The 21,220-nt window shown below is 58.2% G+C and carries 21 protein-coding genes and 1 tRNA gene; 6 read left to right on the forward strand and 16 right to left on the reverse strand.

Going from position 1 to position 21,220, the window contains the following annotated elements:
• Window positions 1–23 precede the first annotated feature (23 nt).
• Together ACZ9IM_RS05350 and ACZ9IM_RS05355 are read right to left on the reverse strand one after the other, a co-directional pair.
• On the reverse strand, window positions 24–563 hold the full coding sequence (locus ACZ9IM_RS05350; RefSeq protein WP_476223558.1) for an AidA/PixA family protein: 540 nt from the start codon (window positions 561–563) through the stop codon (window positions 24–26).
• 124 nt (window positions 564–687) lie between these two features.
• Entirely contained in the window at window positions 688–1,191 is a 504-nt protein-coding gene (locus ACZ9IM_RS05355; RefSeq protein ID WP_095630996.1) for an inclusion body family protein, read from the reverse strand.
• 396 nt (window positions 1,192–1,587) lie between these two features.
• Between ACZ9IM_RS05355 and tam the strand changes: the two genes are divergently transcribed.
• Window positions 1,588–2,358 carry a trans-aconitate 2-methyltransferase gene (gene tam / locus ACZ9IM_RS05360; RefSeq protein WP_476223500.1) on the forward strand — a complete coding sequence of 257 codons (771 nt, stop codon included), beginning with the start codon at window positions 1,588–1,590 and terminating at the stop codon, window positions 2,356–2,358.
• Between the two features lie 56 nt (window positions 2,359–2,414).
• On the opposite strand, the gene ACZ9IM_RS05365 is transcribed toward tam, so the two are convergent.
• The 3 genes from ACZ9IM_RS05365 to ACZ9IM_RS05375 all read right to left on the reverse strand — a co-directional run bounded on the left by ACZ9IM_RS05365 (window position 2,415) and on the right by ACZ9IM_RS05375 (window position 3,631).
• Window positions 2,415–2,822 (reverse strand): type II toxin-antitoxin system HicB family antitoxin, encoded by a 408-nt coding sequence (locus ACZ9IM_RS05365; protein ID WP_008074516.1) that lies wholly within the window; start codon window positions 2,820–2,822, stop codon window positions 2,415–2,417.
• Window positions 2,823–2,861: 39 nt separating this feature from the next.
• Complete coding sequence (locus ACZ9IM_RS05370) at window positions 2,862–3,026, reverse strand: type II toxin-antitoxin system HicA family toxin (protein WP_476223501.1); 165 nt, start codon at window positions 3,024–3,026, stop codon at window positions 2,862–2,864.
• 269 nt (window positions 3,027–3,295) lie between these two features.
• A complete protein-coding gene (locus ACZ9IM_RS05375; RefSeq protein ID WP_008074515.1) occupies window positions 3,296–3,631 on the reverse strand; it encodes a hypothetical protein in 336 nt (111 codons plus the stop codon).
• Between the two features lie 394 nt (window positions 3,632–4,025).
• Between ACZ9IM_RS05375 and ACZ9IM_RS05380 the strand changes: the two genes are divergently transcribed.
• From ACZ9IM_RS05380 to ACZ9IM_RS05400, 5 genes are read left to right on the forward strand one after another with little or no spacing between them, the layout of a single operon-like run.
• Entirely contained in the window at window positions 4,026–5,492 is a 1,467-nt protein-coding gene (locus ACZ9IM_RS05380; RefSeq protein WP_476223502.1) for a cytochrome c oxidase subunit II, read from the forward strand.
• Between the two features lie 50 nt (window positions 5,493–5,542).
• Entirely contained in the window at window positions 5,543–7,318 is a 1,776-nt protein-coding gene (ctaD, locus tag ACZ9IM_RS05385; protein ID WP_476223559.1) for a cytochrome c oxidase subunit I, read from the forward strand.
• Window positions 7,315–8,007 (forward strand): cytochrome c oxidase subunit 3, encoded by a 693-nt coding sequence (locus ACZ9IM_RS05390; protein WP_427627318.1) that lies wholly within the window; start codon window positions 7,315–7,317, stop codon window positions 8,005–8,007. The genes ctaD and ACZ9IM_RS05390 overlap by 4 nt, the downstream gene beginning before the upstream one ends.
• A gap of 6 nt (window positions 8,008–8,013) precedes the next feature.
• The gene (locus ACZ9IM_RS05395; RefSeq protein ID WP_427627316.1) at window positions 8,014–8,727 is read left to right on the forward strand and encodes a heme-copper oxidase subunit III family protein; all 714 of its coding nucleotides are present in this window, start codon (window positions 8,014–8,016) and stop codon (window positions 8,725–8,727) included.
• Window positions 8,728–8,740: 13 nt separating this feature from the next.
• Entirely contained in the window at window positions 8,741–9,058 is a 318-nt protein-coding gene (locus tag ACZ9IM_RS05400) for a cytochrome C oxidase subunit IV family protein (RefSeq protein ID WP_008074510.1), read from the forward strand.
• A 31-nt stretch (window positions 9,059–9,089) separates the two neighbouring features.
• Here ACZ9IM_RS05400 and ACZ9IM_RS05405 read toward each other — a convergent pair whose 3' ends face one another.
• The 11 genes from ACZ9IM_RS05405 to ACZ9IM_RS05455 all read right to left on the reverse strand — a co-directional run bounded on the left by ACZ9IM_RS05405 (window position 9,090) and on the right by ACZ9IM_RS05455 (window position 21,216).
• Complete coding sequence (locus ACZ9IM_RS05405) at window positions 9,090–9,650, reverse strand: magnesium transporter (RefSeq protein WP_476223503.1); 561 nt, start codon at window positions 9,648–9,650, stop codon at window positions 9,090–9,092.
• A 264-nt stretch (window positions 9,651–9,914) separates the two neighbouring features.
• A tRNA-Gly gene (locus tag ACZ9IM_RS05410) sits at window positions 9,915–9,988 on the reverse strand.
• Between the two features lie 181 nt (window positions 9,989–10,169).
• Entirely contained in the window at window positions 10,170–11,054 is an 885-nt protein-coding gene (locus ACZ9IM_RS05415; RefSeq protein ID WP_476223504.1) for an alpha/beta fold hydrolase, read from the reverse strand.
• A gap of 315 nt (window positions 11,055–11,369) precedes the next feature.
• Entirely contained in the window at window positions 11,370–12,062 is a 693-nt protein-coding gene (locus tag ACZ9IM_RS05420; protein WP_476223505.1) for a pseudouridine synthase, read from the reverse strand.
• A 45-nt stretch (window positions 12,063–12,107) separates the two neighbouring features.
• Entirely contained in the window at window positions 12,108–12,326 is a 219-nt protein-coding gene (locus ACZ9IM_RS05425) for a cysteine-rich CWC family protein (RefSeq protein ID WP_123499122.1), read from the reverse strand.
• Window positions 12,327–12,418: 92 nt separating this feature from the next.
• Window positions 12,419–14,197 (reverse strand): allophanate hydrolase, encoded by a 1,779-nt coding sequence (atzF, locus tag ACZ9IM_RS05430; protein ID WP_476223506.1) that lies wholly within the window; start codon window positions 14,195–14,197, stop codon window positions 12,419–12,421.
• Between the two features lie 15 nt (window positions 14,198–14,212).
• Window positions 14,213–17,854 (reverse strand): urea carboxylase, encoded by a 3,642-nt coding sequence (gene uca / locus ACZ9IM_RS05435; protein ID WP_476223507.1) that lies wholly within the window; start codon window positions 17,852–17,854, stop codon window positions 14,213–14,215.
• A gap of 370 nt (window positions 17,855–18,224) precedes the next feature.
• Entirely contained in the window at window positions 18,225–18,866 is a 642-nt protein-coding gene (locus ACZ9IM_RS05440) for an urea amidolyase associated protein UAAP2 (protein WP_476223508.1), read from the reverse strand.
• Window positions 18,867–18,877: 11 nt separating this feature from the next.
• On the reverse strand, window positions 18,878–19,603 hold the full coding sequence (locus ACZ9IM_RS05445) for an urea amidolyase associated protein UAAP1 (protein WP_476223509.1): 726 nt from the start codon (window positions 19,601–19,603) through the stop codon (window positions 18,878–18,880).
• A 12-nt stretch (window positions 19,604–19,615) separates the two neighbouring features.
• A complete protein-coding gene (locus ACZ9IM_RS05450; protein WP_476223510.1) occupies window positions 19,616–20,404 on the reverse strand; it encodes an ABC transporter ATP-binding protein in 789 nt (262 codons plus the stop codon).
• Window positions 20,401–21,216, reverse strand: coding sequence for an ABC transporter permease (locus ACZ9IM_RS05455; RefSeq protein WP_476223511.1), 816 nt, complete (start codon window positions 21,214–21,216; stop codon window positions 20,401–20,403). The genes ACZ9IM_RS05450 and ACZ9IM_RS05455 overlap by 4 nt, the downstream gene beginning before the upstream one ends.
• Window positions 21,217–21,220: the final 4 nt, after the last annotated feature.

Raw genomic sequence — 21,220 nt, forward strand, 5'->3', positions numbered from 1 at the left:
CCGGTTTTTTTGTGCATATCTATTCACGCCGACAGCGTCACCTCAGTCTTCCAGCTGAAGTACCCCACCGCTTCACAGCGCTGGTTGATCAGCATGAAGTTCAGTTCGCAGGCTGTCACGCCCGTGCTCAGTTGCGAACACTCCCAATAATGATCATCGGCGCTGTGGCTGCCAGGCTGGGTCGGGTTGGCGGGGTCGGGCGCGGGGACTGTCTGGTCGCTGTGAACGATCAGTTTGGGCGGCGAAAGAACCCCGGCGTCGTCCACCGTCAGGTCGTGAAACACCACCGTATGTTCGGTCAGCAGGCTGACGGTTCTGCCGCGAATATGGAAGACCTTTCCGTTGCTGGCGGTCAGCGTTATTTTGCTGTCATTTTCAGCACTTTGTGTCGTCGTGCTACTAGTCACGGGGAAGATGAAACCATCTTCAATCACCGTCGGGTTCTGCGATTCAAGACTGGGTTGCGGATAGCGTGAAAGCAACGATTCGGCATCGACAATCAGAAGCACACTACTGGCTATCACGGCGCCCGCCGAAGGGGAGCTAATCGGTTCGGAAGTCATCATGGATCCTTTCATGATGTTGACGCAAAACGGTAACCGCTTCGGTTCAAGCGAGACATCCTGTTCCAGCCGAGGCGGCAACGAGCCTGGTAGGCCCCTCGTTGCCAAGGGGCCCGGTCCAGCATCAGTTATGGATGGTGATGAACGGATCCCACGTGCAGCAGCCGATGATCTGGCAGTCGCGATTCACGATCAGAAACTGGAAGTGATAGGTCACACTGCCGCAAGCAAGGGTTTCCGAAGACCAGTAATGGTTATCGACTTTCTGGCAGCTGGGCACCGACGGATTGCTGGTGTTAGGGACTGCAAAGGAGGCGGTAGCCTTGCGTGGTGTGGGCGTAGAGATCAACTCGTTGCCTGCGTTACCGACGAACTTGTAGAAAATCACTGCTTGCTCGAAGCCCAGCGACAGGCTGGTTTCACGCCAGCGAATCAGATCGCCTACCTGAGCTTTCAAGTTGAGTTCGCCACCGGCCTGGCCACTCACCACGTTGTTCTGATTGGTCACCATGTATACATGATTGACGTCGATCATCGTCGGTGCAGCAGGGTTTTTGCTGATGTTCGGGTAGTTTTTCAGAATGGTTTCGGTGTCGATCGAAACAAGTACATCCGTGACTCGAGACATAGTAAAGCTCCTTTGAACATAGTGATTACCTGGCTACCTGCCAGGCACGACAACGCTTGTTTGCCTTGCGGCCGTTGCGAACACACTACTGGGGAACCCACTCGATCACGGGGTACGAGCTGGCCTTGCTCCTTGCCTTGAAATGACGGGTTGGGTTCCTTCCAACAGGCCGCGAGTAGGACTATAGATGTCATTTTTATACTGTCAAAATCGCTTCGCCCTTCGGTCGACGAACGGTCCTTTTGGTTATGACTTTCGATGATTTTGCGATAAGAAAAGGCTCACTCAGATCCTACGCCCTCCAAAAGTCGGGATAGGGCAGAGCACATCGGTCGATGTATCGTAGCGAACCGGTTGTCTGCCTCTGGCTACAACCTGCACCGACAGGAGAACGATATGAGTTGGTCCGCCAAACAATACGTAGCGTTTGAAGATGAGCGAACGCGCCCGGCGCGTGACTTGCTGGCAGCCATCCCCACAATGGACGTCCAATCGGCAATCGACATCGGTTGCGGCCCGGGTAATTCCACCGAGTTGCTGGTGCGGCGCTTTCCCAATGCCGCGGTGCGAGGGGTGGACAGTTCGCCCGATATGATCGAGGCCGCCCGCCAGCGCTTGCCTCAGGTGCAATTCGACACCGCAGACATCGATGTCTGGAACGATGCCGGCCCGTTCGACGTGATTTTCGCCAACGCGGTATTGCAGTGGCTGCCCGATCACACCCGGTTGCTGCCGTCATTGGTGGCCAGGCTTGCGCCCGGCGGTAGCCTGGCGATTCAGATGCCCGACAACCTCAACGAACCGTCGCACAGGTTGATGCGCGAGGTCGCAGCGAACGGCCCTTGGGCTGACAAACTGGCAAGGGCCGCAGGCCTGCGAACGGAAATGGAGGATGCGGGTGGTTACTACTCGATGCTGCGTGCCCACTGCACCCGCGTCGATGTATGGCGCACCACTTACTATCATCCCCTCGCGGACGGCGCATCGGGTGTGGTCGAGTGGTTCAAGGGCAGCGGTTTGCGGCCTTTTCTTGAGCCGCTGAATGAAGCGGAGCGGGTGCAGTATCTCGAGCAGTATCTGACGGCAATCGAGAAGGCCTATCCGGCGCTGAGCGATGGTTCTGTGCTGTTGCCGTTTCCACGGTTGTTCATGGTGGCGACGCGCTGACGTACAAAGGGACATGCCTGGTCGTTTGTCCCTTTGGTTGACCAACCTTCGAACCATCAGCCCTGCTGCAACACCTTGAGCGCCGCCGAGGCCAGAAACCCGGAGCGACTTTTCTCTTCCGGATGATGCAGTACGTATTCGTCGATACGGTTGAGCAAGTAGCCGGGCAAGGTGATGTTGAGTTTCTGGGCCTTGCCCAGGTATTTGGTGACATCGATGTCCACCACGGCCCACGTACACCCTGCGTACTGCGGATTGGCCGCATGCAGGGTTACTTTGTTGGCGGGTGGAATCGGTGATCCGTCTTCGGCCAGTATTTCGAAATGGCCTTCGATGGCTTCGCGCGCCATGGCCATGGCGTCATCCAGATCCTCCCCAGCGGAGAAACAACCCGGAATATCCGGTACTTCAACACCCCAGGCGTGTTCATCATCGCCCATGGAGATTGCAATTGGGTAAAGCATGTTCGTCATTCTCCTAAGGCGCTGTCATAGCAGCGCCTGTTACAAAATACTGATAGCCGTTTTTTTGAGCAGATCCTTTTTCGGATGAGGAACCGTTACCAGTCCCGGCTTGGTCGGGTGCTTGAAATGGTGATGGCTCCCCTTGATTCGTACCAGATACCAGCCATCTGCAACGATTTGGCTTATCAAAAACCGGCTATTCACATCACCTCCCTGTGGTGTGCTTGTGGTTACTATACCTACTGAAATCCACTAGTCAACACTATAACCACCAATGCTTCCTGAGCACCGATGTGTTAGCGACATGAAATGAGTCTAGGAGGGCAATTGGCGATGGCTTGGGGAGGATCGGCTTTCTGTATTGCAGGGTTTTGCCACGGTGCTGAAGAGCAAGAGGCGCTCAAATTTCAGGTATAAAAAAACCGGCCACGTCGGACCGGTTTTTGTGTTCCCCGAGAATCACGCAGTAGCTTCTAAATCAGCTGATCAATCAAAACCGCGTTGGTATAGATCAAGCTTCCATCGCTCGCTCGATGCCCGACCAAATGGAACTGACCGCGACCGTGCTGCAAGTAGACGCGCATTTGGCAGTCGGACAAGGGGTCGTATCCCTCTGGCAAGACCAAATCCATTGAGCTCATGTCGACATCAACCATGGCTTCAGGCTCATGGGTTTTCTGTAGGCGTTCTTCAGCTTCCTCCAGACGCAGATGGAGGGGGCCATCGACATCAAAGCTGATCTCACCCACCGGGGTGGACTTTGGGGCGCCGCTGGGTTTGCACCAGCCTTCGATCGTCAGGTTACTCATGACGAAACCTCCGTCGTGGACTGCTGGACTCTGTAGCTCTTGTGTCTTCTCAAGCCATCCGCTTCTGGCCAGTTCTGCCATCCCGTCATCAGGATTGAGTATAGCTGGCAACCGGACCTCGCTTGCTGTACCCGCATCAGTTCTCTACGCCATTTAGTACGTAATGCTGATATCCATAGTTATATGTAGCGAATAGCTTTAAGCGATTAACTTAATGTTCGAATTGGAATATCCGGGCGCCAGGGCTTTTTCACAAAACGCGCTTGATCCGTCCATGCACTATACTTCCTGCTGACTTTACCGTCGGAATGGATGGTATTTGTCTGCCCTGCTTGGACGTCAGTGGCGATGCGTTTGCATAACCAGTGAACAACAGGAATAGGATGAACAGAAAATGGCAATAGCAATTATCTTGATACTAATCGTTATTGCATCAGTGTTGTTCCATGTACTAGCGCCTTGGCATGCGACACCGGCAGCCTCCAACTGGGGGTCCATAGACACCACCCTGTTCATCACCCTGATCATTAGCGGAATATTTTTCATTGCCATCACGGTATTTATGGCGGTAGCCGTGATGCGTTATCGTCACAAGGAGGGTTCCAGGGCGCACTACCAGCCAGAAAGTAAAAAACTGGAAACATGGTTAATTATCGTGACCTCGATAGGGATTGCCGCGATGTTGGCGCCAGGTCTGGTTGTTTACAGTGATTTCATCAATGTGCCGAAAAATGCTTATGAACTTGAAGTGGTCGCCCAGCAGTGGCAGTGGGCCTTTCGTTTTGCCGGCCAGGACGGGAAGCTGGGTAAATCGGATATCAAGTTTGTTGATTTCACCAATCCTCTCGGCCTTGATCCCAAGGATCCTGTCGGACAGGACGATGTGCTTATAAAGAGCAATGAAGTTCGCCTTCCGCTCGATCAGCCTGTGAAAGTTTTACTGCGCTCTAAAGATGTGCTGCACAATTTTTATATCCCGCAAATTCGCAGCAAGATGGACATGGTGCCGGGGATGGTGTCGTACTTTTGGTTTACGCCGACTAAAACCGGGAAGTATGAAATTCTTTGCGCTGAGTATTGTGGCGTCGGTCATTACAACATGCGCGGCCAGATGATCGTGGAAGAGCAGGGCGCCTTCGATCAATGGCTGAACAGCCAACCGACTTTTGCGCAGACATTAACGACAGCTGCCAAACCCAGTCAGGACAGCGTGCTGGAAAAAGGTCGCTTGTTGGTCGAAAAATACGGCTGCGGTGCCTGCCATAGCCAGGATGGCAGTAGCAGTCTCGGCCCGGGATGGAAGGGGCTGTACGGCCGCACTGAACAGTTTGCCGATGGCACCCGTGCGCTGGTCGATGAGGCTTACCTGAAAGAGTCGATCCTCGATCCGAAGGCCCGCCTGGTACAGGGCTACCCGCCAGTCATGGTGGCCTATACTCTCACTGAAGATGAACTGGGTGCTGTCGTCGCCCTGATCAAATCACTGGGTGCCGCGCAGCAAGAACCTTCTGCCAGCGAAAAACTGGACAGAGGTGACGACTTGGCGACGCAGGGGCAGCGGCTGGCCGAGTCGCTCGGCTGTCTGGCCTGCCACAGTGTCGATGGCAGCAAGGGCGTCGGCCCTAGCTGGCAGGGTCTGTATGGCGAGACCGTAACCCTTGCCGACGGCACGAGTATCAAGGCCGATGAGGGCTATATAAAGGATTCGATTCTTAATCCCGGCGCCAAAATCGTCAAAGGCTATGCAGCCGTCATGCCGGCCTTTACCCCGAGTGATCAGGAGTTGAACGCACTGATCGCTTTTATCAAATCCAAAGCGAATGCCGACGCTGATGCGAGCAAGGCGGAGCCAGGGAAGTAGCCGTAAAGCTGCCAGGAATGCACCGAAACTTCGAACAGGAGGATGACGTGATGGCCTATGCGGAGCAAGCCGAAACAGAAGCACTACACGAGCCCAAAAGCTTCCTGACCAAATATATCTGGAGTCAGGACCACAAGGTCATAGCCATTCAATATTCCGTGACGGCTATATTCGTGGGCGTTATCGCCGTGGTGTTGTCCGGCTTGATGCGCATACAGATTGGCTTCCCCGGCGCTTTGGAGTTCATGGACGCCAGTGCTTACTACCAGGCCATGACCATGCACGGCATGATCATGGTCATTTACTTGCTGACGGCCTTGTTTCTGGGTGGTTTTGGTAATTATCTGATCCCGCTGATGGTGGGCGCCCGCGACATGGTCTTCCCCTATGTCAACATGCTGAGTTACTGGTTCTACCTGGTAGCGGTAGTGGTGTTGCTCTCCAGTTTCTTTGTTCCTGGCGGTCCCACCGGTTCGGGCTGGACGCTCTATCCGCCGCAGTCCATTTCTCAGGGGACACCGGGGGTCGAGTGGGGCATCGTCCTGATGCTCGTCTCACTGGCGATTTTTATTGTCGCGGCCACCATGGGCGGGTTGAACTACGTCACCACGGTGTTGCAGGCGCGCACGCACGGCATGACATTGTTTCGCATGCCGCTCTCCGTATGGGGAATCTTCATGGCCTCGATTATGGCCTTGCTGGCTTTCCCTGCGTTGTTCGTCAGCGCGGTCATGATGCTGTTTGACAAGCTATTGGGCACCAGCTTCTTTATGCCGGCGATGATCTCGCTGGGGCAGCAGCTCGATCACCAGGGTGGCAGCCCGATATTATTTCAGCACCTGTTCTGGTTCTTCGGCCACCCGGAGGTCTACATCGTTGCTCTCCCTGCGTTTGGTCTGGTCTCCGACTTGATCAGCACGCATGCGCGTAAAAATATCTTCGGCTACCGAATGATGGTGTGGGCCATTATTGCGATTGGCGTACTCAGCTTTGTGGTCTGGGCGCACCATATGTATGTCAGCGGAATGAACCCGTACTTTGGCTTTTTCTTCGCCGTCACTACCTTGATCATCGCGGTGCCGACCGCATTGAAAGTCTACAACTGGGTGCTGACCCTGTGGCGCGGCGATATTCATCTGACCGTGCCGATGCTGTTTGCCCTGGCCTTTATCATCACCTTCCTGGTCGGCGGTCTGACCGGGTTGTTTCTCGGCAATGTGATCGTGGATATTCCGCTCTCGGACACCTATTTCGTCGTCGCCCATTTTCATATGGTCATGGGGGTCGCGCCGGTACTGGTGGTGTTCGGCGGTATTTATCATTGGTTCCCGAAAGTCACCGGGCGCATGTTGAACGACACCCTGGGCAAGCTGCATTTCTGGATTACCTTTCTGGGTACCTACGCCATCTTCTTCCCCATGCACTACCTCGGTTTTCAGGGCATGCCTCGCCGCTACTACGCCTATGAAAACTACGCGTTCATCCCGCAGTCAGCGCAAGAGTTGAATGCCTTCATTACGGTGATCGCATTGACCGTCGGCGTTTCCCAGTTGCTGTTTCTGTTCAACCTGGCCTGGAGTGCATTCAAGGGCAAGCCTGCAGGCAGTAATCCCTGGGGCGCGGCCAGTCTGGAATGGCAAACGCCGAACACCCCGCCGATACACGGTAACTGGGGAGCGAAGCTACCGGTCGTGCATCGCTGGGCCTATGACTACAGTGTGCCGGGGATAGAGCAGGATTTCGTTCCGCAAACGGTCTCCGCCGAGGAGCTGGAGCAGATGCGGCAACTGAGTGCCGGAACCAAGATAGCGGACGTTAAAACATGAAAAGGCTGCTATTGAGAAACGCCGACGGCGCTGACCCCGGCGGCAGTTGGAGTCGCGACCCAGGAGGTATCCAGGCCCCGGAGGGTGCCGATAGAGGCCAAATCGCAAGAGTGGGCCTGCGCTTGTTCCTGGTCGTGGTGAGTTCGTTATTCTTTCTCTTCCTTTTCGCCTTTATTGCCCGTTCACAAATGGCCGACTGGCTCCCCCTGACAGACCCCTTGGCGCCGTTAGCCAATCTCTGGCAGCTATGGCTGAATTCGGCTTTTCTGGTATTCAGTTGCATCGCACTGCAGTGGTCGCGTATGGCCGCCCGGCAGGCTCGACTGGACGCAACAATCATTGGTTTTGCATTGGGGGGCGTATTTGCCATTGCCTTTCTAGTGGGGCAACTCTGGGTCTGGCAGCAGTTTGTCGCCTGGGGCTACTTTGTCGCCAGCAATCCGGCCAACAGTTTCTTCTACCTGTTGACCGGCCTGCATGGGCTCCACCTGCTGGGCGGGCTGATAGCCTGGAGCATAATCGTCGCTAAATTCCTGCGTCGCGTGCCGTTGCCGCAACTGCGCGTCAGCGTAGAACTCTGTACCACCTATTGGCACTACTTACTGGGTCTTTGGTTCGTGCTGTTCGCTTTGCTGGCCAGCACGCCGCAAACCTATGAAGCGATCGCCAGATTCTGCGGCCTGAGGTGAAAAGCCATGGCATCGCCCCCACTTGCCCCAGTCGAATCCAGTTCATCCAATCCACCAGACTCACCGCCTGCACCGGGATGGCAGGGCATCGCCAGCGACTGGTCCTCGGATAGAGAGGCCTTCAAGCAGGTCCCTTGGGGCAAGGCGATGATGTGGATATTCCTGCTCAGCGATACGTTTATATTCACCTGTTTTTTAACCGGCTATATGTCGGTACGCATGACCATCACCACCGCCTGGCCGAACCCCAGCGAAGTGTTCGCATTGACGATCGGCGGTAAAGAAATCCCGCTTATTCTGATCGCCATCATGACCTTTGTGCTGATCAGTAGCAGCGGCACCATGGCCATGGCCGTTAATTTCGCCTATCGCCGTGATCGCGCCAAAACCACTGCGCTGATGCTGGCGACCGCTGCCTTGGGTGTGACCTTCGTCGGCATGCAGGCATTTGAATGGAGCAAACTTATCGCAGAAGGGGTGCGTCCCTGGGGGAACCCCATGGGGGCGGCGCAATTTGGTGCCAGCTTTTTCATGATTACCGGTTTCCACGGACTGCATGTGTCAATCGGCGCCATCTACCTCAGCATTGTGGCGTTGAAAGTACTGCGGGGAGATTATGAGCGTTCCGGAAACTATCAGAACGTCGAGATAGCCGGGCTTTACTGGCACTTCGTGGATTTGGTGTGGGTGTTTATTTTTGCTTTCTTCTATTTATGGTAGAGGAGCACGGGTGATGGCACATGCTCAGGGTCAGCAACATCCAATCAGCTTGTACCTTAAAATCTGGGGGCTGTTATTCGTCCTCAGCACGCTGTCGTACCTTGTCGACTACTTCCACTTCCATGGCTACCTTCGGTGGTCCCTGATTATCACTTTCATGTTGTTGAAGGCAGGTTTGATTGTCTCCATCTTCATGCATATGGCCTGGGAACGGTTGGCCATGGTCTACGCCATATTGGTGCCACCGTTATGTTTATTGGTGCTCGTCGGACTGATGGCCACCGAGGCGGACTATGTTTTCCTCAGCCGGGTCATTTCCTTCGGCCAGTAAGCAGCTTCCGGATGGCCATGAGTCTTCAGGGCTAACCCGATATCACTCGCTTGAACTGATGCCATTTGTGCTGCCAGGCCACTGTCCAGTGGGGGGCTGCCGTTCCCGTGCCGGCGATCGTCAGCGTTGGATGATGTTCGATTACCCGGTCCAATATCGGTTCCTGATTCGGTTCAACATCCACAAAGAAGATATGTTTTCCTTCTTCTACCATCTGTTTGAAATTGCGGAAGTGAGCATTCGGCACCTGGATGCCAAAAAAACCGCCTTCCCAGATGCAGAAGCCAAATATAACGATGGCCAGGAAGATAAAAGGCACCCAGCCTGCGGCGGATTCGGTCCAGCCCATCCAATAGGCGCCGCCAAGGACCAGCGCCGCGAGGGGCACGCCGACCAATGCACCAATCTCGCCAGAGTGAACAACATCCTGTTTCATCAACGAGTTAACCTCGTGGAGGTGATGTTCTTCAACATCAGCCACTTGTTCACTGAGCACATGAATTTGTTCGGTATTGATGCCGTTGGCTTCCAGTTCATTTTCAACGGCCTCGAGATCGTCGAGATTGTCACTGATGTAATAGTGCCGATTCATGCCACACCTCCCATCTCGTGTTGGCTGTAGACCTCCTTTGTCCTGCAGCCGTTAACTGAGATTTGCAGTCGATGTCTGTGCACGTGGGGAACGCTGCACACTTGATGCAATTCGTAGGAAGTATAGCATTCGCTAGTTTGCGGGGCGGGAGGCGTCAAGGTCCGGAGGGTCACCAAACCCCAGACACAAAAAAACCGGCCATCAAGGCCGGTTTTTCTTTACCTGCATCCCCCGTCAAAAACTGACGTGAGACAAAAATTCGATTGGAGCGGGTGAAGGGAATCGAACCCTCGTTATCAGCTTGGGAAGCTGGAGTAATGCCATTATACGACACCCGCTCAGAGCGGCTGACTTTGTACCAGATGTGCGCGTGAAAATGAAGTTTTTCTTTGCGCGCGATGGCTTTAGCACGGGTGAAACGAAAGCATCGACCGCGTAGCGGTCATTCGCGGGCAAGCCTCGCTCCTGCAGGAATGCGCTTAACGCTGCAGGGCTGAGCTTGCTCGCGATGACTCTGTTTCAGATTGCCAATGCATGGTGGTCCTGGACGTAGTGGTAACGCGGTCGGCTTTCGTGTTGCGTCGGTTTCAGAAAGCCCAGCAGTGCGTTGCGACTGTCTCGGCAGGCGGCTTTGTGCTCCATGTCGAGAAAGTGGCCGGTGGCCTGCAGGGTGCTGAAGGTGCTGTGCTGCACGTGACCGGCGAACAGCTTTGCATCGGCGGCGGCGGTGTACTCGTCCCATTCGCCGTTCATGAACAGCACCGGCACGTTGATTTTCTTCGCCGCGTTCAGGTAGCACTGGCGGTCGCTGTTGAGCACGTCGCTGATGTGAAAATGCATCTGCCCGTATTCATGTTCGGCCAACGAACTGACGTGACGGTAGTTGAAGCGCTTGAACAGCGAGGGCAGGTGTTTGCCGATGGTGCTGTTCACCAGGTCACCGACCCGGTTCCCGTCCCGGCTGCCGAGATAATCGACACCGCGCTCAAGGTAGTCGAGCATGTGCGCGTTGACCACCGGCGAGAACGAGCTGATCACGGCCTTTTCGATGCGCCGTGGCTGTTGGGCCAAGGCGACGAGCGTGGCGGCGCCACCAAAGGAAAACGACAGCACGTGTTCGGCGGCGAAGTGGTCGATCAGCTCAAGGAGGATCTGCCCTTCGATTTCCTTGGTCAGCATTTTCTCATGCAGGTTGTGGGCTTTTGACTTGCCCGCGTAGGGCTGGTCGTAGCACACCACATTGAACTCTGGGTAAAGGTTTTTCACGGTCTGTGCAAACGACGCAGTCGTGGACATCGAGCCGTTGACCAGAATAATGGTCTTCTCTGCGGCGTCTGCGCGATAGAACTCCGTGTAAACCCGATACTGACCCTGTATATCCAGCACAGCGATTTCTGGCCTCATGACATAAGACTCCTGGCAAGCGGGTATGCGCGCAAATCAGATTGCACGAGCTTTGTGACAGGTAGGCATACGCCTGGAATTTTGAAGGCCCATGTCGATCCATTGAAAGCCGGTCGACGGGTATTGTTATAAGCGGGCAGTTTGCCGGGGGAAGGCGGAACCTGAGGGTTCTCTGCCGGCAAAAAGTTTCTTAGAGTAGTTTTGGTGACTCGCCGGTCACATTTCGCGCCGACGTCCTGATTCAAGCAGGGGTCACGTCATCGCGCAAGTATCTTTCGTAAAATTTTCAGCGGCTTCTGCTGAGCGGTCGCCTGCTTAGATCATTCGGATCTCATCGCTGCTCAACGACCGGTATTCGCCGGGCTTCAACGTGTCGTCGAGCACCAGCGGACCCATGCATTCGCGGTGCAGGCGCAACACCTTGTTGTCGAAGTGGCCGAACATCCGTTTGACCTGATGATAGCGGCCCTCGACGATGCTCAGGCGCGCAGATTTTGGCCCGAGTACGACCAGTTCGGCCGGTTGTGTGGTGAGGTCTTCGAAGGCGAAATACAGGCCTTTGGCGAAGGTGATCGCGTATTCGGCAGTGATGTCCTGCTCGGTCTCGACGTAGTAGGCCTTGGGCAGTTTGGTCTGCGGTTGGGTCAGGCGTCGCGACCAGCTGCCATCGTTGGTGATCAGCATCAGGCCGGTGGTGTTGAAGTCCAGGCGACCGGCGATGTGCAGGTCTTCCTTGTCCGGTTCGCCGATCAGGTCGAGCACGGTCGGGTGTTGCGGGTCGCGGGTCGCACTGACGCAACCGGGTGGTTTGTGCAGCATGAAGTAGCGGGCCGGCTTGCCAACTTGCAGCACCTCGTCGTCGACCTCTACGCGGCTGAACTCGAGCACCTCGGCGTGGGGGTCGCTGACGACTTCTCCGTCGACCCTGACGCGCTTTTCCACCAGCAACAGGCGTACCTGCTTACGGTTGAAGCGGGGCAGGTTGCTGAGGAAGCGGTCAACGCGCATGGCTAGGGTTCGGTGGGGGGATTCGGTGGGAGAGCGCCGCGCATCTTACGTGATCGGCTCGGCGGCTGCTTGCAACTGCATCTCGACCTGGGCGCAGGACGGGCACAGGCAGGACTTGTCGCGCAATTCGGTGGGCAGCGCCTGAAGTACCGCCGGATCGATGCTGACGCCGTAGCACCAGCAGGCACGATCGACGGTTCGCGGGTCAGCCAGGCTGCAGTCGTTGGAGGCGCCGCAGGCTGGGCAGAGGTCAGGTTTATTCATGAAGGGGCATTCGATTACGGCCGGTTTGCCTGGCCCGAGACCGCGCATGATCGGCCGGCAAGCACTCCTGCGCAAGCCGGCGATCCTGGAAATCAACGCCGATCGTTCAGATACGCACGCCACCCGCCCAAATGACTGATATCCACCGCCCCCTCCAAGCCATAGGGCTCACAGATAAACCCGCTCTCCCACCGCCCATCCGCCAGTTGTACCTTGCCCAACCCCAGCGGTGCCGGAATAGCGGTCAGGAACGAGCCCAACTCACTGCTCGGCAACTCCCACACTTCCACCGCAATCGCTGCGCCACCTTCCTTCACTCGGACCATGCCCGGGCGATAGGGTGGGCCGCCGGCCAGGGCATACAGCCGATAGTCGGGGGAACTGTGAGTGGCTTCGAGCAAACGGGCTCCACGCAGCTGGAGTTGCCAGTTCAGCGCCAGCCCATCCAGATGTGCTCCGCAGACCACCAGCCGTGCGCGATCATTGCGTGCAATGTTCGTCGGCGCAGGCGCGGCCAAGCCTTGCTGACGTTGCAAGGCATCCGCCACGCTCAACAGATACTGATCGGTAAACGCCCGGCCGAACAACGTCACGCCCCATGGCAAACCATTGCCCATGAATCCGCTGGGCACGGCGACGGCGGCGTAATCGAGCAGGTTCATGAAGTTGGTGTAGTAGCCCAGTTCCGAGTTACGCAGCACCGGTTCGGCCGTAAGCTCCGCCAGTGTCACCGGGCGGCCGATGGTTGGCGTGACCACGCAGTCGAGGCCTTCCAGGGCTTTGTCGCACAGCGCTTTCAAGGCCTGCAGACGGTATTGGGCGCGGAAGGTTTGCACGCCAGTCACCGCTGGAGCCTTGGCCAATACGGCGCGAATCACCGGCAGCACGGCTTGAGGATGTTGCTCCATCAACTCGCCGGCCACGCTGTAACGCTCCGCCACCCACGGCCCTTCGTAGAGCAACCGCGCCGCTTCGAGAAACGGCGACAAATCCAGTTCGACCGCTTCGCCGCCCAAGGCTTTGAGCTGGTCGATGGCGTCACCGAAGAGCAATGGGCCTTCAGGGCAGCCGAAGAACGCCAGATCCTGCGCACGGGGTACGCCGAAACGCAATGGACGCGGTGTGCCGAAGGCCGAGCCGTCATTCCACAGTGGATTACTGCGGCTGTATTCGTCCCGTGGATCGAGATGAGCGGTGAGCGCCAGCAACTGACTGGCTTCCCGGGCGGTGGCTGTGAAGGTCGTGACGCAATCGAGCGTTCGACAGGCTGGAACCACACCAGCCGTGGAGATCAGCCCTTTGCTGGCTTTCAAACCGACCAGATTATTCAATGCCGCCGGCACCCGACCGGAGCCTGCCGTGTCCGTGCCCAGGGAAAAACTCGCCACGCCGAGTGCCACCGCCAATGAAGATCCGGCGCTGGAACCGCCCGACGGATACTCAGGCAACACGCTGTTCGGGCAAGCGCCATACGGCGAGCGGCTGCCATTGAGGCCAGTGGCGAACTGGTCGAGATTGGTCTTGCCCAACGGAATCGCACCCAGCGCCAGCAGTTGCTCGACGACGGTTGCCGAGCGCTCCGGCACATAGGCAAACGCCGGGCACGCTGCCGTGGTGGGAATGCCCGCCAGGTCGATGTTGTCCTTGATCGCGAACGGCACGCCGTACAGCGGCAGGCTGTCTGGGTCACGACCGTCGAGTGCGGCGAGGTACGGTTCCAGTTCCTCGACACTGAGCAAATGGATGAACAGGTGATAGTCCGGGTTCAGTGCCGCGGCTTTTTCCCGCAGGTTCAACAGCAGTTGCCGAGGCGTAGTGCTGCCGTCACGGTAAGCGTTGCGCAGGGCGTCGAGTTGCAGATTGATGTTCATGGCGTTAATCCTTTTTCAATGGCTTGAGTCGAGTTCCAGCACCACCACACGCTGCCCGGCGCGCACCGCCGAACCCGGTTGCACGCGAATCTCGCGCACCACGCCCGCCATGGGCGCGAGCAGCGGGATTTCCATCTTCATCGACTCCAGAATCACCAGCACATCCCCCGCCGCGACCCGGCTGCCAGCCTGCACCTGAACCTGCCAGAGGTTGCCGGCGATGTGGCTGTCGATGCTCTGCTGACCGTCGGCCAGCGGTGCATCTTCGGTCACTTCCGGGGCCAGCTCTTCGCTGTCGAAATGCGCCTGGCCGCTGGCTATCCAGCGTTCGCGCTCGGCGTTGAACGCGCTTTTTTGCTGATCCCGAAATGCCGCGATGTTCTGAGCTTCTTTCGCCAAAAACGCCTGGTAATCCGCCAGATTCAGCTGACTGTGTTCGATGTTCAGATCAAAACGCCCAAGCGGGAAATCCCGACGAATACGCAGCAGTTCATCGGCGCTCACCGGGTAGAAGCGGATCTGATCGAAGAAGCGCAGCAGCCACGGCTTGCCGTCGAACGCTGCAACCTCACGGTAGCGGTTCCACATCTGCAAGGTGCGGCCGACGAACTGATAACCACCGGGGCCTTCCATGCCGTACACGCACATGTAGGCGCCGCCGATGCCTACTGAGTTTTCCGCGGTCCAGGTGCGGGCCGGGTTGTACTTGGTAGTCACCAGGCGATGCCGCGGATCGAGCGGGGTGGCGACCGGTGCGCCGAGGTAGACGTCGCCCAGGCCCATCACCAGATAACTGGCGTCGAACACTGTGCGTTGCACTTCGTCGAGGTTCGGCAGGTCGTTGATGCGGCGGATGAACTCCAGATTGCTCGGGCACCAGGGCGCGTCCTTGCGTACGGTGGTCATGTATTTCTCGATCGCCAATTGGCAGGCCGGGTCATCCCAGGACAGTGGCAGATGGACGATGCGCGAGGGCACCTGCAGGTCCTTGGCGGCACACACGGCATCCCATTCGCCGGCGACAATCCCCAGCAGATCGGCCAGCGGCAATTGCTCCGGTTGGTAATGCACCTGCAGTGAGCGAATGCCCGGCGTCAGGTCGATCACGCCGTGCAGGTTTTTGCTTTCCAATGCCTGCATTAATGCGTGGGCGCGAAAGCGCAGGACCAGGTCCAGCTCGGGGGCACCGATTTCCAATAACAGATGAGTGTCGCCCGACAGCCTTGCCACCAGCCGCGTATTCCCCTGACCAATATCCAACACTACAGGCGACACAATCCCCTGTGGGAGCGGGCTTGCTCGCGAAGGGGCCAGATCAGGCACCACATCAACTTCTTCGTGAGCAAGCCCACTCCCACATTGATCCCATTTCAAGGCGAGATTGCGCGCGGTCTTGAGATCGACCGGGACGAACTGCACCTTGTCCCCAGCCTTGAGCTGCCCCAGCTGCCAAAGGTCCGCCTCGATCACCGTCACCGGGCAGACAAACCCGCCCAAGCTCGGGCCATCCGGTCCCAGAATCACCGGCATGTCACCGGTGAAATCCACTGCGCCAATCGCGTACGGATTGTCATGAATATTCGACGGATGCAATCCCGCTTCACCACCGTCGGCCCGCACCCACTCAGGCTTCGGTCCGATCAGCCGCACACCAGTGCGGCTGGAGTTGAAGTGCACTTCCCACTGCGTGGCGAAGAAGGTGCCGATGTAGTTTTCGGTGAAATATTCCGGGGCGCCGTGGGGGCCGTAAATCACCCGAATCTGCCGCACGGCGGGCAACTCGGTAATGTGCTGGATCGCCAGGTCTTGCCCGGCGCTGTGGTCGCTCAAGGCCGGAATATGCAATACGTCGCCAGTGCGCAATGCACGACCGGCATGGCCACCAAACTGGCCGAGGGTGAAGGTACTTTTGCTACCCAGATAATCCGGCACTTGCACGCCGCCGCGCAGGCACAGATAGCTGCGCGCGCCTGCACCGCCAATGGTGCCGAAGCTCAAAGTGGCACCGGCGGGAATCAACAGTGCGGTATTCATCGGCACCGCCTCACCGTTCAGTATCAACGCAATCACCGCACCCATAACGGCCACCACCGCCTCACAATTGAAACGCAGCAGCGGCCCGCTCATGGTGATTTCCAGCGCTGCTGCACCTTCATCATTACCCAGCAAGCGATTGCCCAGACGCAGCGCCCGGCTGTCCATCGGCCCCGACGGCGGCACACCCACCGCCCAGTAACCGAGGCGTCCCGGATAGTCCTGAACGCTGGTCTGCGTGCCGGCGCTGAGCACTTCAAAGGTGTTGGCTTGATAGACCAGGCCTTCCAGGCAACGGGTCCACGGCTGGCCGCTGGCAAAGGGTGTATCGAGCAGAATCTGCCGCAAGTAATCGCGGTTGGTTTCCACCCCGTACAACAGACTGTCGCCCAGAGCCTGATGCAGATCGGCGCGCGCTGCTTCGCGAGTCGGTGCCCAGCTGATGACCTTGGCGATCATCGGATCGAAGTACGGCGGGATCTCGCAACCTGCCTCGACCCAAGTGTCGATGCGCAGGTGTTTGCCATCGGTAACCGGGAAATTGACGGCAGTGAGCAAACCGGGACTCGGCTGGAAATCCCTACCCGGATCTTCGGCATAGAGTCGTGCCTGAATCGCATGACCGTTGGCTTTCAATCCCTGGCTCAACTCGCGCAGCGGCGGCAAATCACCGGCCGTCAGTTCCACCATCCAGCGCACCAGATCCACGCCCCACACTTGTTCGGTGACGCCGTGCTCCACCTGCAAACGGGTATTCACTTCAAGAAAATAGAAACGCTGGGCATCGCTGTCGAAGACGAACTCAACAGTGCCCGCGCTGCGGTAATTCACCGCTTTGGCCAGTTTGATGGCCGCTGCACAGAGTTCCTCGGCCATGCCCTCGGGCAGGTTCGGCGCCGGGGTTTCTTCGAGGACTTTCTGGTTGCGTCGCTGCACTGAGCAGTCGCGTACGCCGAGGGCAATCACCTCACCCCGGCCATCGCCGAACACCTGCACTTCCAGATGCCGGGCACGCTGGATGTACTTCTCGATGAACACGCCGGCGTCGCTGAAATTGTTCTGACCAAGGCGTTTGACGGCTTCGAATGATTCGCTCAATTCGCAGGCGCTGCGGCACACGCGCATACCGATACCGCCACCGCCGGCGGTGCTTTTGAGCATCACCGGATAACCGACCTGTTCGCCCGCTATCAACGCTGCATCGAGGCTATCGAGCAGCTCGGTACCTTCGAGCATTGGCACGCCGTGTTGCTTGGCCAGCGCACGGGCGGTGTGCTTGAGGCCAAACACCCGCAGGTGCTCCGGTGTGGGGCCGATGAAGGCGATGTCGGCCTCTTCGCAGGCTTGGGCGAATGCGGCGTTTTCCGAGAGAAAACCGTAACCGGGATGAATCGCCGTGGCGCCGCTGGATTTAGCGATGGCGAGGATTTTGTCGACCGCCAGATAAGTGCCAGCGGCAGCGCCTTCGCCCAGGCTGTGGGCTTCATTGGCTTGCAGGATATGCAGGCTGGCGGCGTCGGCTTCGGAGTAAACCGCGACGCCCTTGACCTGCAACTCTTGCAGGGTACGCAGGATGCGGCAGGCAATGGCGCCGCGGTTGGCAATGAGGACTTTTTCGAACATGGCATAACCCCCGGAGGCGATAACGCATCAGCCTCGACCTGGGATGCGGGCCGTCCCGCAGTTTTTCGATAGGCGCCGAGGTCGTCCCCGGCGGCAGAATCAACTTTCTTCAAAACACCACTGACCCCCTGTGGGAGCGGGCTTGTGTGGCGAGAGGGCTTGCCCCCGTTCGGCTGCGAAGCAGTCGTAAATCCAGACAACTTGGTCTGTCTGGACGGGCGTCGGGGGCCGCTTCGCGCCCCAACGGGGGCAAGCCCCCTCGCCACACAAGCCAGCTCCCACAGGGTTTAGTGGTGTTCTTACTTTTTGATGCACTGGCCTGAACGGGCCTGACACAAGACAAACAACCACCGCCGCAAACGCGAAAATTTCAGTTCCATACCAATAGCTCCGCAGGCGTCGGGTTGTAGGCGTTGCATGGGTTGTTCAGTTGCGGGCAGTTGGAGATCAGCACGATCACGTCCATCTCGGCCCGCAGGTCGACGTATTTGCCCGGCGCCGAAATCCCGTCTTCGAACGTCAGCCCGCCGTCGGCCGTCACCGGCACGTTCATGAAGAAGTTGATGTTCGGCCCGATGTCTCCCTTGCCCAGCCGACCATCGTGGACACAGGCGCGCAGGTAATTGTCGCGGCAGCTGTGCATGTAGCGTTTCTCCAACGCATAACGCACGGTGTTGCTCTCTTGGGCGCAAGCACCGCCGAGGGTGTCGTGACGCCCGCAAGTGTCGGCGACGATGGTCAGCATCGGTTTACCGAGGTTGGAATAGAGCACGCTGCCGGTGCTCAGGTAGACGCTGTTCTGCCGACGCAACGTGCGCTGTACGTCATAGCGCTCCTTGGGATTGGCGAGGCTGTAGAACAGAGTGTCGACGGCCTGATTGCCTTCCAGGTCGAGGATGCGCAAGGTCTGGCCGGCCTTGACCTCCATCAGCCACGGTTCGCCGGCCGGGATGGTCGCGCGGTAGATCGCAGTTTCTGGTTGCTGGTGAGCAGTAGCGATTGCGAGTGACATGGCAGCGATCCTCAGGCGAACAGACGGTCGGTGTTGATGAAGCCGCGCTCGTTTTCCGGGCGCGAGGTGCGGCAGTGTTCGGCGACACTCGCATCGGCGTTCATCCAGCTGAGCTTCAGCGGTTTCGGCGCGTATTCGGGGGATGGATCCATCGGATGTTGCAGCGCGGTGAGCACCACCAGGGTGTCCATCGGTGCATACAACTCGATGTAGTCACCGGCCTTGGAATGGCCTTCGACGAAGTGGAAATGTCCGGCCTCATCGACGTTCACGCGGCTGAACAGGTTGAGGGTCATCAGCAGGTCGGACAGGCGCAACCCCCATTTGCCCAGTTCCACCAACAGGTTGTCGGTGCCGTTGCGGAAGAAGCCGTTGCGCAGTTCCTGATAGCGGCCCGCACCGTACTTTTGCGCGACCTCTTCAGCGCACAGCACGCCGCCGAGGCTGTCGCTCCAGCCGCACGTGTCGGCAGTGATTGCCGCCAATACGCGACCCATGTCCGAGTACAGGCAATGGCCAGTGGTGAGCTTGGCGGTGTGTTGGCATTTGAGGCTGTCGGGCAGATTCAGGCGTTCGGTTTTTTCATGCGCATTGAGCAGCGTCAGGCTGACGTTGGCACCGCCGCGCAGGTCGGTCAGGCGCAGTAATTGGCCACGTTTCAGAACGAAGGAACGATGGCCGCCGCCGGGGAGCATTTCTTCGGCGAAGGGCGCAAATAGTTGGGTCGAATCAGTCATGTGTAAATTCCTCTAAGCGATGCGAAGCGAACCTGCCAACGGAGCCGGCAGGGCGTCGACGGCGGCGCGATTGGCGCGGCGGTCGCTGTTCAAAGGGATGTCGTAGGTGATGCGTGCGCCATAGGCGCCGGGGGCATGCGGATCGATGCGGACCTTGTCGAACACCAGCAAACGGGTGCCGAGGCTGAAACCTTCGGACAGGTCATGGGTGACCATGAACACCGTTAGCTGGGTCTCGCGCCACAGTTCCAGCAGCAAGCCGTGCATGTCTTTGCGGATCCCCGGATCGAGCGCGCCGAAGGGTTCGTCGAGCAGCAACACACGCGGCTTCATGATCAGCGCCTGGGCAATCGCCAGCCGTTGCTGCATACCGCCGGAGAGCTGCGCCGGGTATTTGTCCAGCGAGTGACCGAGGCCGACTTTGTGCAGCAACACCGAAGCCTGTTCCCGCGCCTCGCGTTTGGCGCTGCCGAACAACCGCCCCAGCAAGGGCGAGCGCGGCAGTTCGAGGCCCAGGGCGACGTTGTCCAGCACCGTTAAATGCGGGAACACCGAATAGCGCTGGAACACCACGCCACGGCTGGCATCCGGTTCGCTGGCCAGGGCCTGGCCGTCGAGCAAAATTTCGCCGCGACTGGCCCGTTCCTGGCCCAGCAGTAGCCGCAGGAAAGTCGATTTACCGCAACCTGAAGCACCCACCAAGGTGCAGAACTCACCCTCGTCGACGTTCAGGTTCAATCCCTCGAGTACCACCTGATCGGCATATTGCTGCCAGACGTTTTTCACCGTGATGAAGCTCATGCGCGCGCTCCTTCATACCAAGGAAAAGCACGCAGAGTCAGGCGTTTCAGGCCCCAGTCCATCAGCCAGGCGAGCAGGGTGATCCACACCACGTAGGGCAAAATCACGTCCATCGCCAGGTAGCGGCGCACCAGGAAAATCCGATAGCCGAGACCATCGGTAGAGGCGATGGCTTCGGCAGCGATCAGGAACAACCACGCCGAGCCCAGCATCAGTCGCAGCGAGATCAGCAGACGCGGCAGTAATTGCGGCAGCACCACGCGCAGCATCAAGGTCCAGGTCGAAGCGCCAAGCGTCTGTGCCTTGATCAGCAACTCGACGGGAATTTCCCGGGCGCGCTGTTCCAGATCCCGGGCCAGGCACGGGGTGATACCGATCACGATCAGCATCACTTTCGACAACTCCCCCAGCCCGAACACGATGAACAGAATCGGCAGGATCGCCAGCGGCGGCACCATCGACAGCACGGTAAGTACCGGCGACAACGGTGCGCCAAACAGCGGCAGGGTCCCGGCGGCGATGCCCAGGCACAGCCCGGCCAATGCACTGATGCCGAGGCCGATGGCCAGCCGTCGCAGGCTGGCGGCGCTGTCTTGCCAGAGCAGGTATTCACCGGTGCGGGTGTCGGCGGTGAAGGCCAGGCGTTTCACCGCGTCGGTCATCTGCACGGCACTGGGCAGCAGTTTGTCGTTGGGGTTGTCCATCAGCCGATCGGCCGAGCCCATGAAGTAGGCGAACAACACCAGGGCGAACGGCAGGATCACCAACAGCAGGCGACTCGGGCGATCCGGGTGGCGATTGATCAGGCGCATGGCC

It is taken from the genome of Pseudomonas sp. TE12508, from assembly GCF_056279485.1.

Excerpts from the sequence above, each read along its gene's own strand:
- ACZ9IM_RS05375 (WP_008074515.1), bottom strand. The coding sequence starts at position 3,631 with ATGAGTAACCTGACGATCGAAGGCTGGTGCAAACCCAGCGGCGCCCCA.
- uca (WP_476223507.1), bottom strand. The coding sequence starts at position 17,854 with ATGTTCGAAAAAGTCCTCATTGCCAACCGCGGCGCCATTGCCTGCCGC.
- ACZ9IM_RS05350 (WP_476223558.1), bottom strand. The coding sequence starts at position 563 with ATGACTTCCGAACCGATTAGCTCCCCTTCGGCGGGCGCCGTGATAGCC.
- ACZ9IM_RS05440 (WP_476223508.1), bottom strand. The coding sequence starts at position 18,866 with ATGTCACTCGCAATCGCTACTGCTCACCAGCAACCAGAAACTGCGATC.
- ACZ9IM_RS05450 (WP_476223510.1), bottom strand. The coding sequence starts at position 20,404 with ATGAGCTTCATCACGGTGAAAAACGTCTGGCAGCAATATGCCGATCAG.
- ACZ9IM_RS05445 (WP_476223509.1), bottom strand. The coding sequence starts at position 19,603 with ATGACTGATTCGACCCAACTATTTGCGCCCTTCGCCGAAGAAATGCTC.
- ACZ9IM_RS05425 (WP_123499122.1), bottom strand. The coding sequence starts at position 12,326 with ATGAATAAACCTGACCTCTGCCCAGCCTGCGGCGCCTCCAACGACTGC.
- ACZ9IM_RS05405 (WP_476223503.1), bottom strand. The coding sequence starts at position 9,650 with ATGAATCGGCACTATTACATCAGTGACAATCTCGACGATCTCGAGGCC.
- ACZ9IM_RS05455 (WP_476223511.1), bottom strand. The coding sequence starts at position 21,216 with ATGCGCCTGATCAATCGCCACCCGGATCGCCCGAGTCGCCTGCTGTTG.
- ACZ9IM_RS05355 (WP_095630996.1), bottom strand. The coding sequence starts at position 1,191 with ATGTCTCGAGTCACGGATGTACTTGTTTCGATCGACACCGAAACCATT.
- ACZ9IM_RS05400 (WP_008074510.1), top strand. The coding sequence starts at position 8,741 with ATGGCACATGCTCAGGGTCAGCAACATCCAATCAGCTTGTACCTTAAA.
- ACZ9IM_RS05365 (WP_008074516.1), bottom strand. The coding sequence starts at position 2,822 with ATGCTTTACCCAATTGCAATCTCCATGGGCGATGATGAACACGCCTGG.
- tam (WP_476223500.1), top strand. The coding sequence starts at position 1,588 with ATGAGTTGGTCCGCCAAACAATACGTAGCGTTTGAAGATGAGCGAACG.
- ACZ9IM_RS05420 (WP_476223505.1), bottom strand. The coding sequence starts at position 12,062 with ATGCGCGTTGACCGCTTCCTCAGCAACCTGCCCCGCTTCAACCGTAAG.
- ACZ9IM_RS05415 (WP_476223504.1), bottom strand. The coding sequence starts at position 11,054 with ATGAGGCCAGAAATCGCTGTGCTGGATATACAGGGTCAGTATCGGGTT.
- atzF (WP_476223506.1), bottom strand. The coding sequence starts at position 14,197 with ATGAACATCAATCTGCAACTCGACGCCCTGCGCAACGCTTACCGTGAC.
- ACZ9IM_RS05390 (WP_427627318.1), top strand. The coding sequence starts at position 7,315 with ATGAAAAGGCTGCTATTGAGAAACGCCGACGGCGCTGACCCCGGCGGC.
- ACZ9IM_RS05380 (WP_476223502.1), top strand. The coding sequence starts at position 4,026 with ATGGCAATAGCAATTATCTTGATACTAATCGTTATTGCATCAGTGTTG.
- ACZ9IM_RS05395 (WP_427627316.1), top strand. The coding sequence starts at position 8,014 with ATGGCATCGCCCCCACTTGCCCCAGTCGAATCCAGTTCATCCAATCCA.
- ctaD (WP_476223559.1), top strand. The coding sequence starts at position 5,543 with ATGGCCTATGCGGAGCAAGCCGAAACAGAAGCACTACACGAGCCCAAA.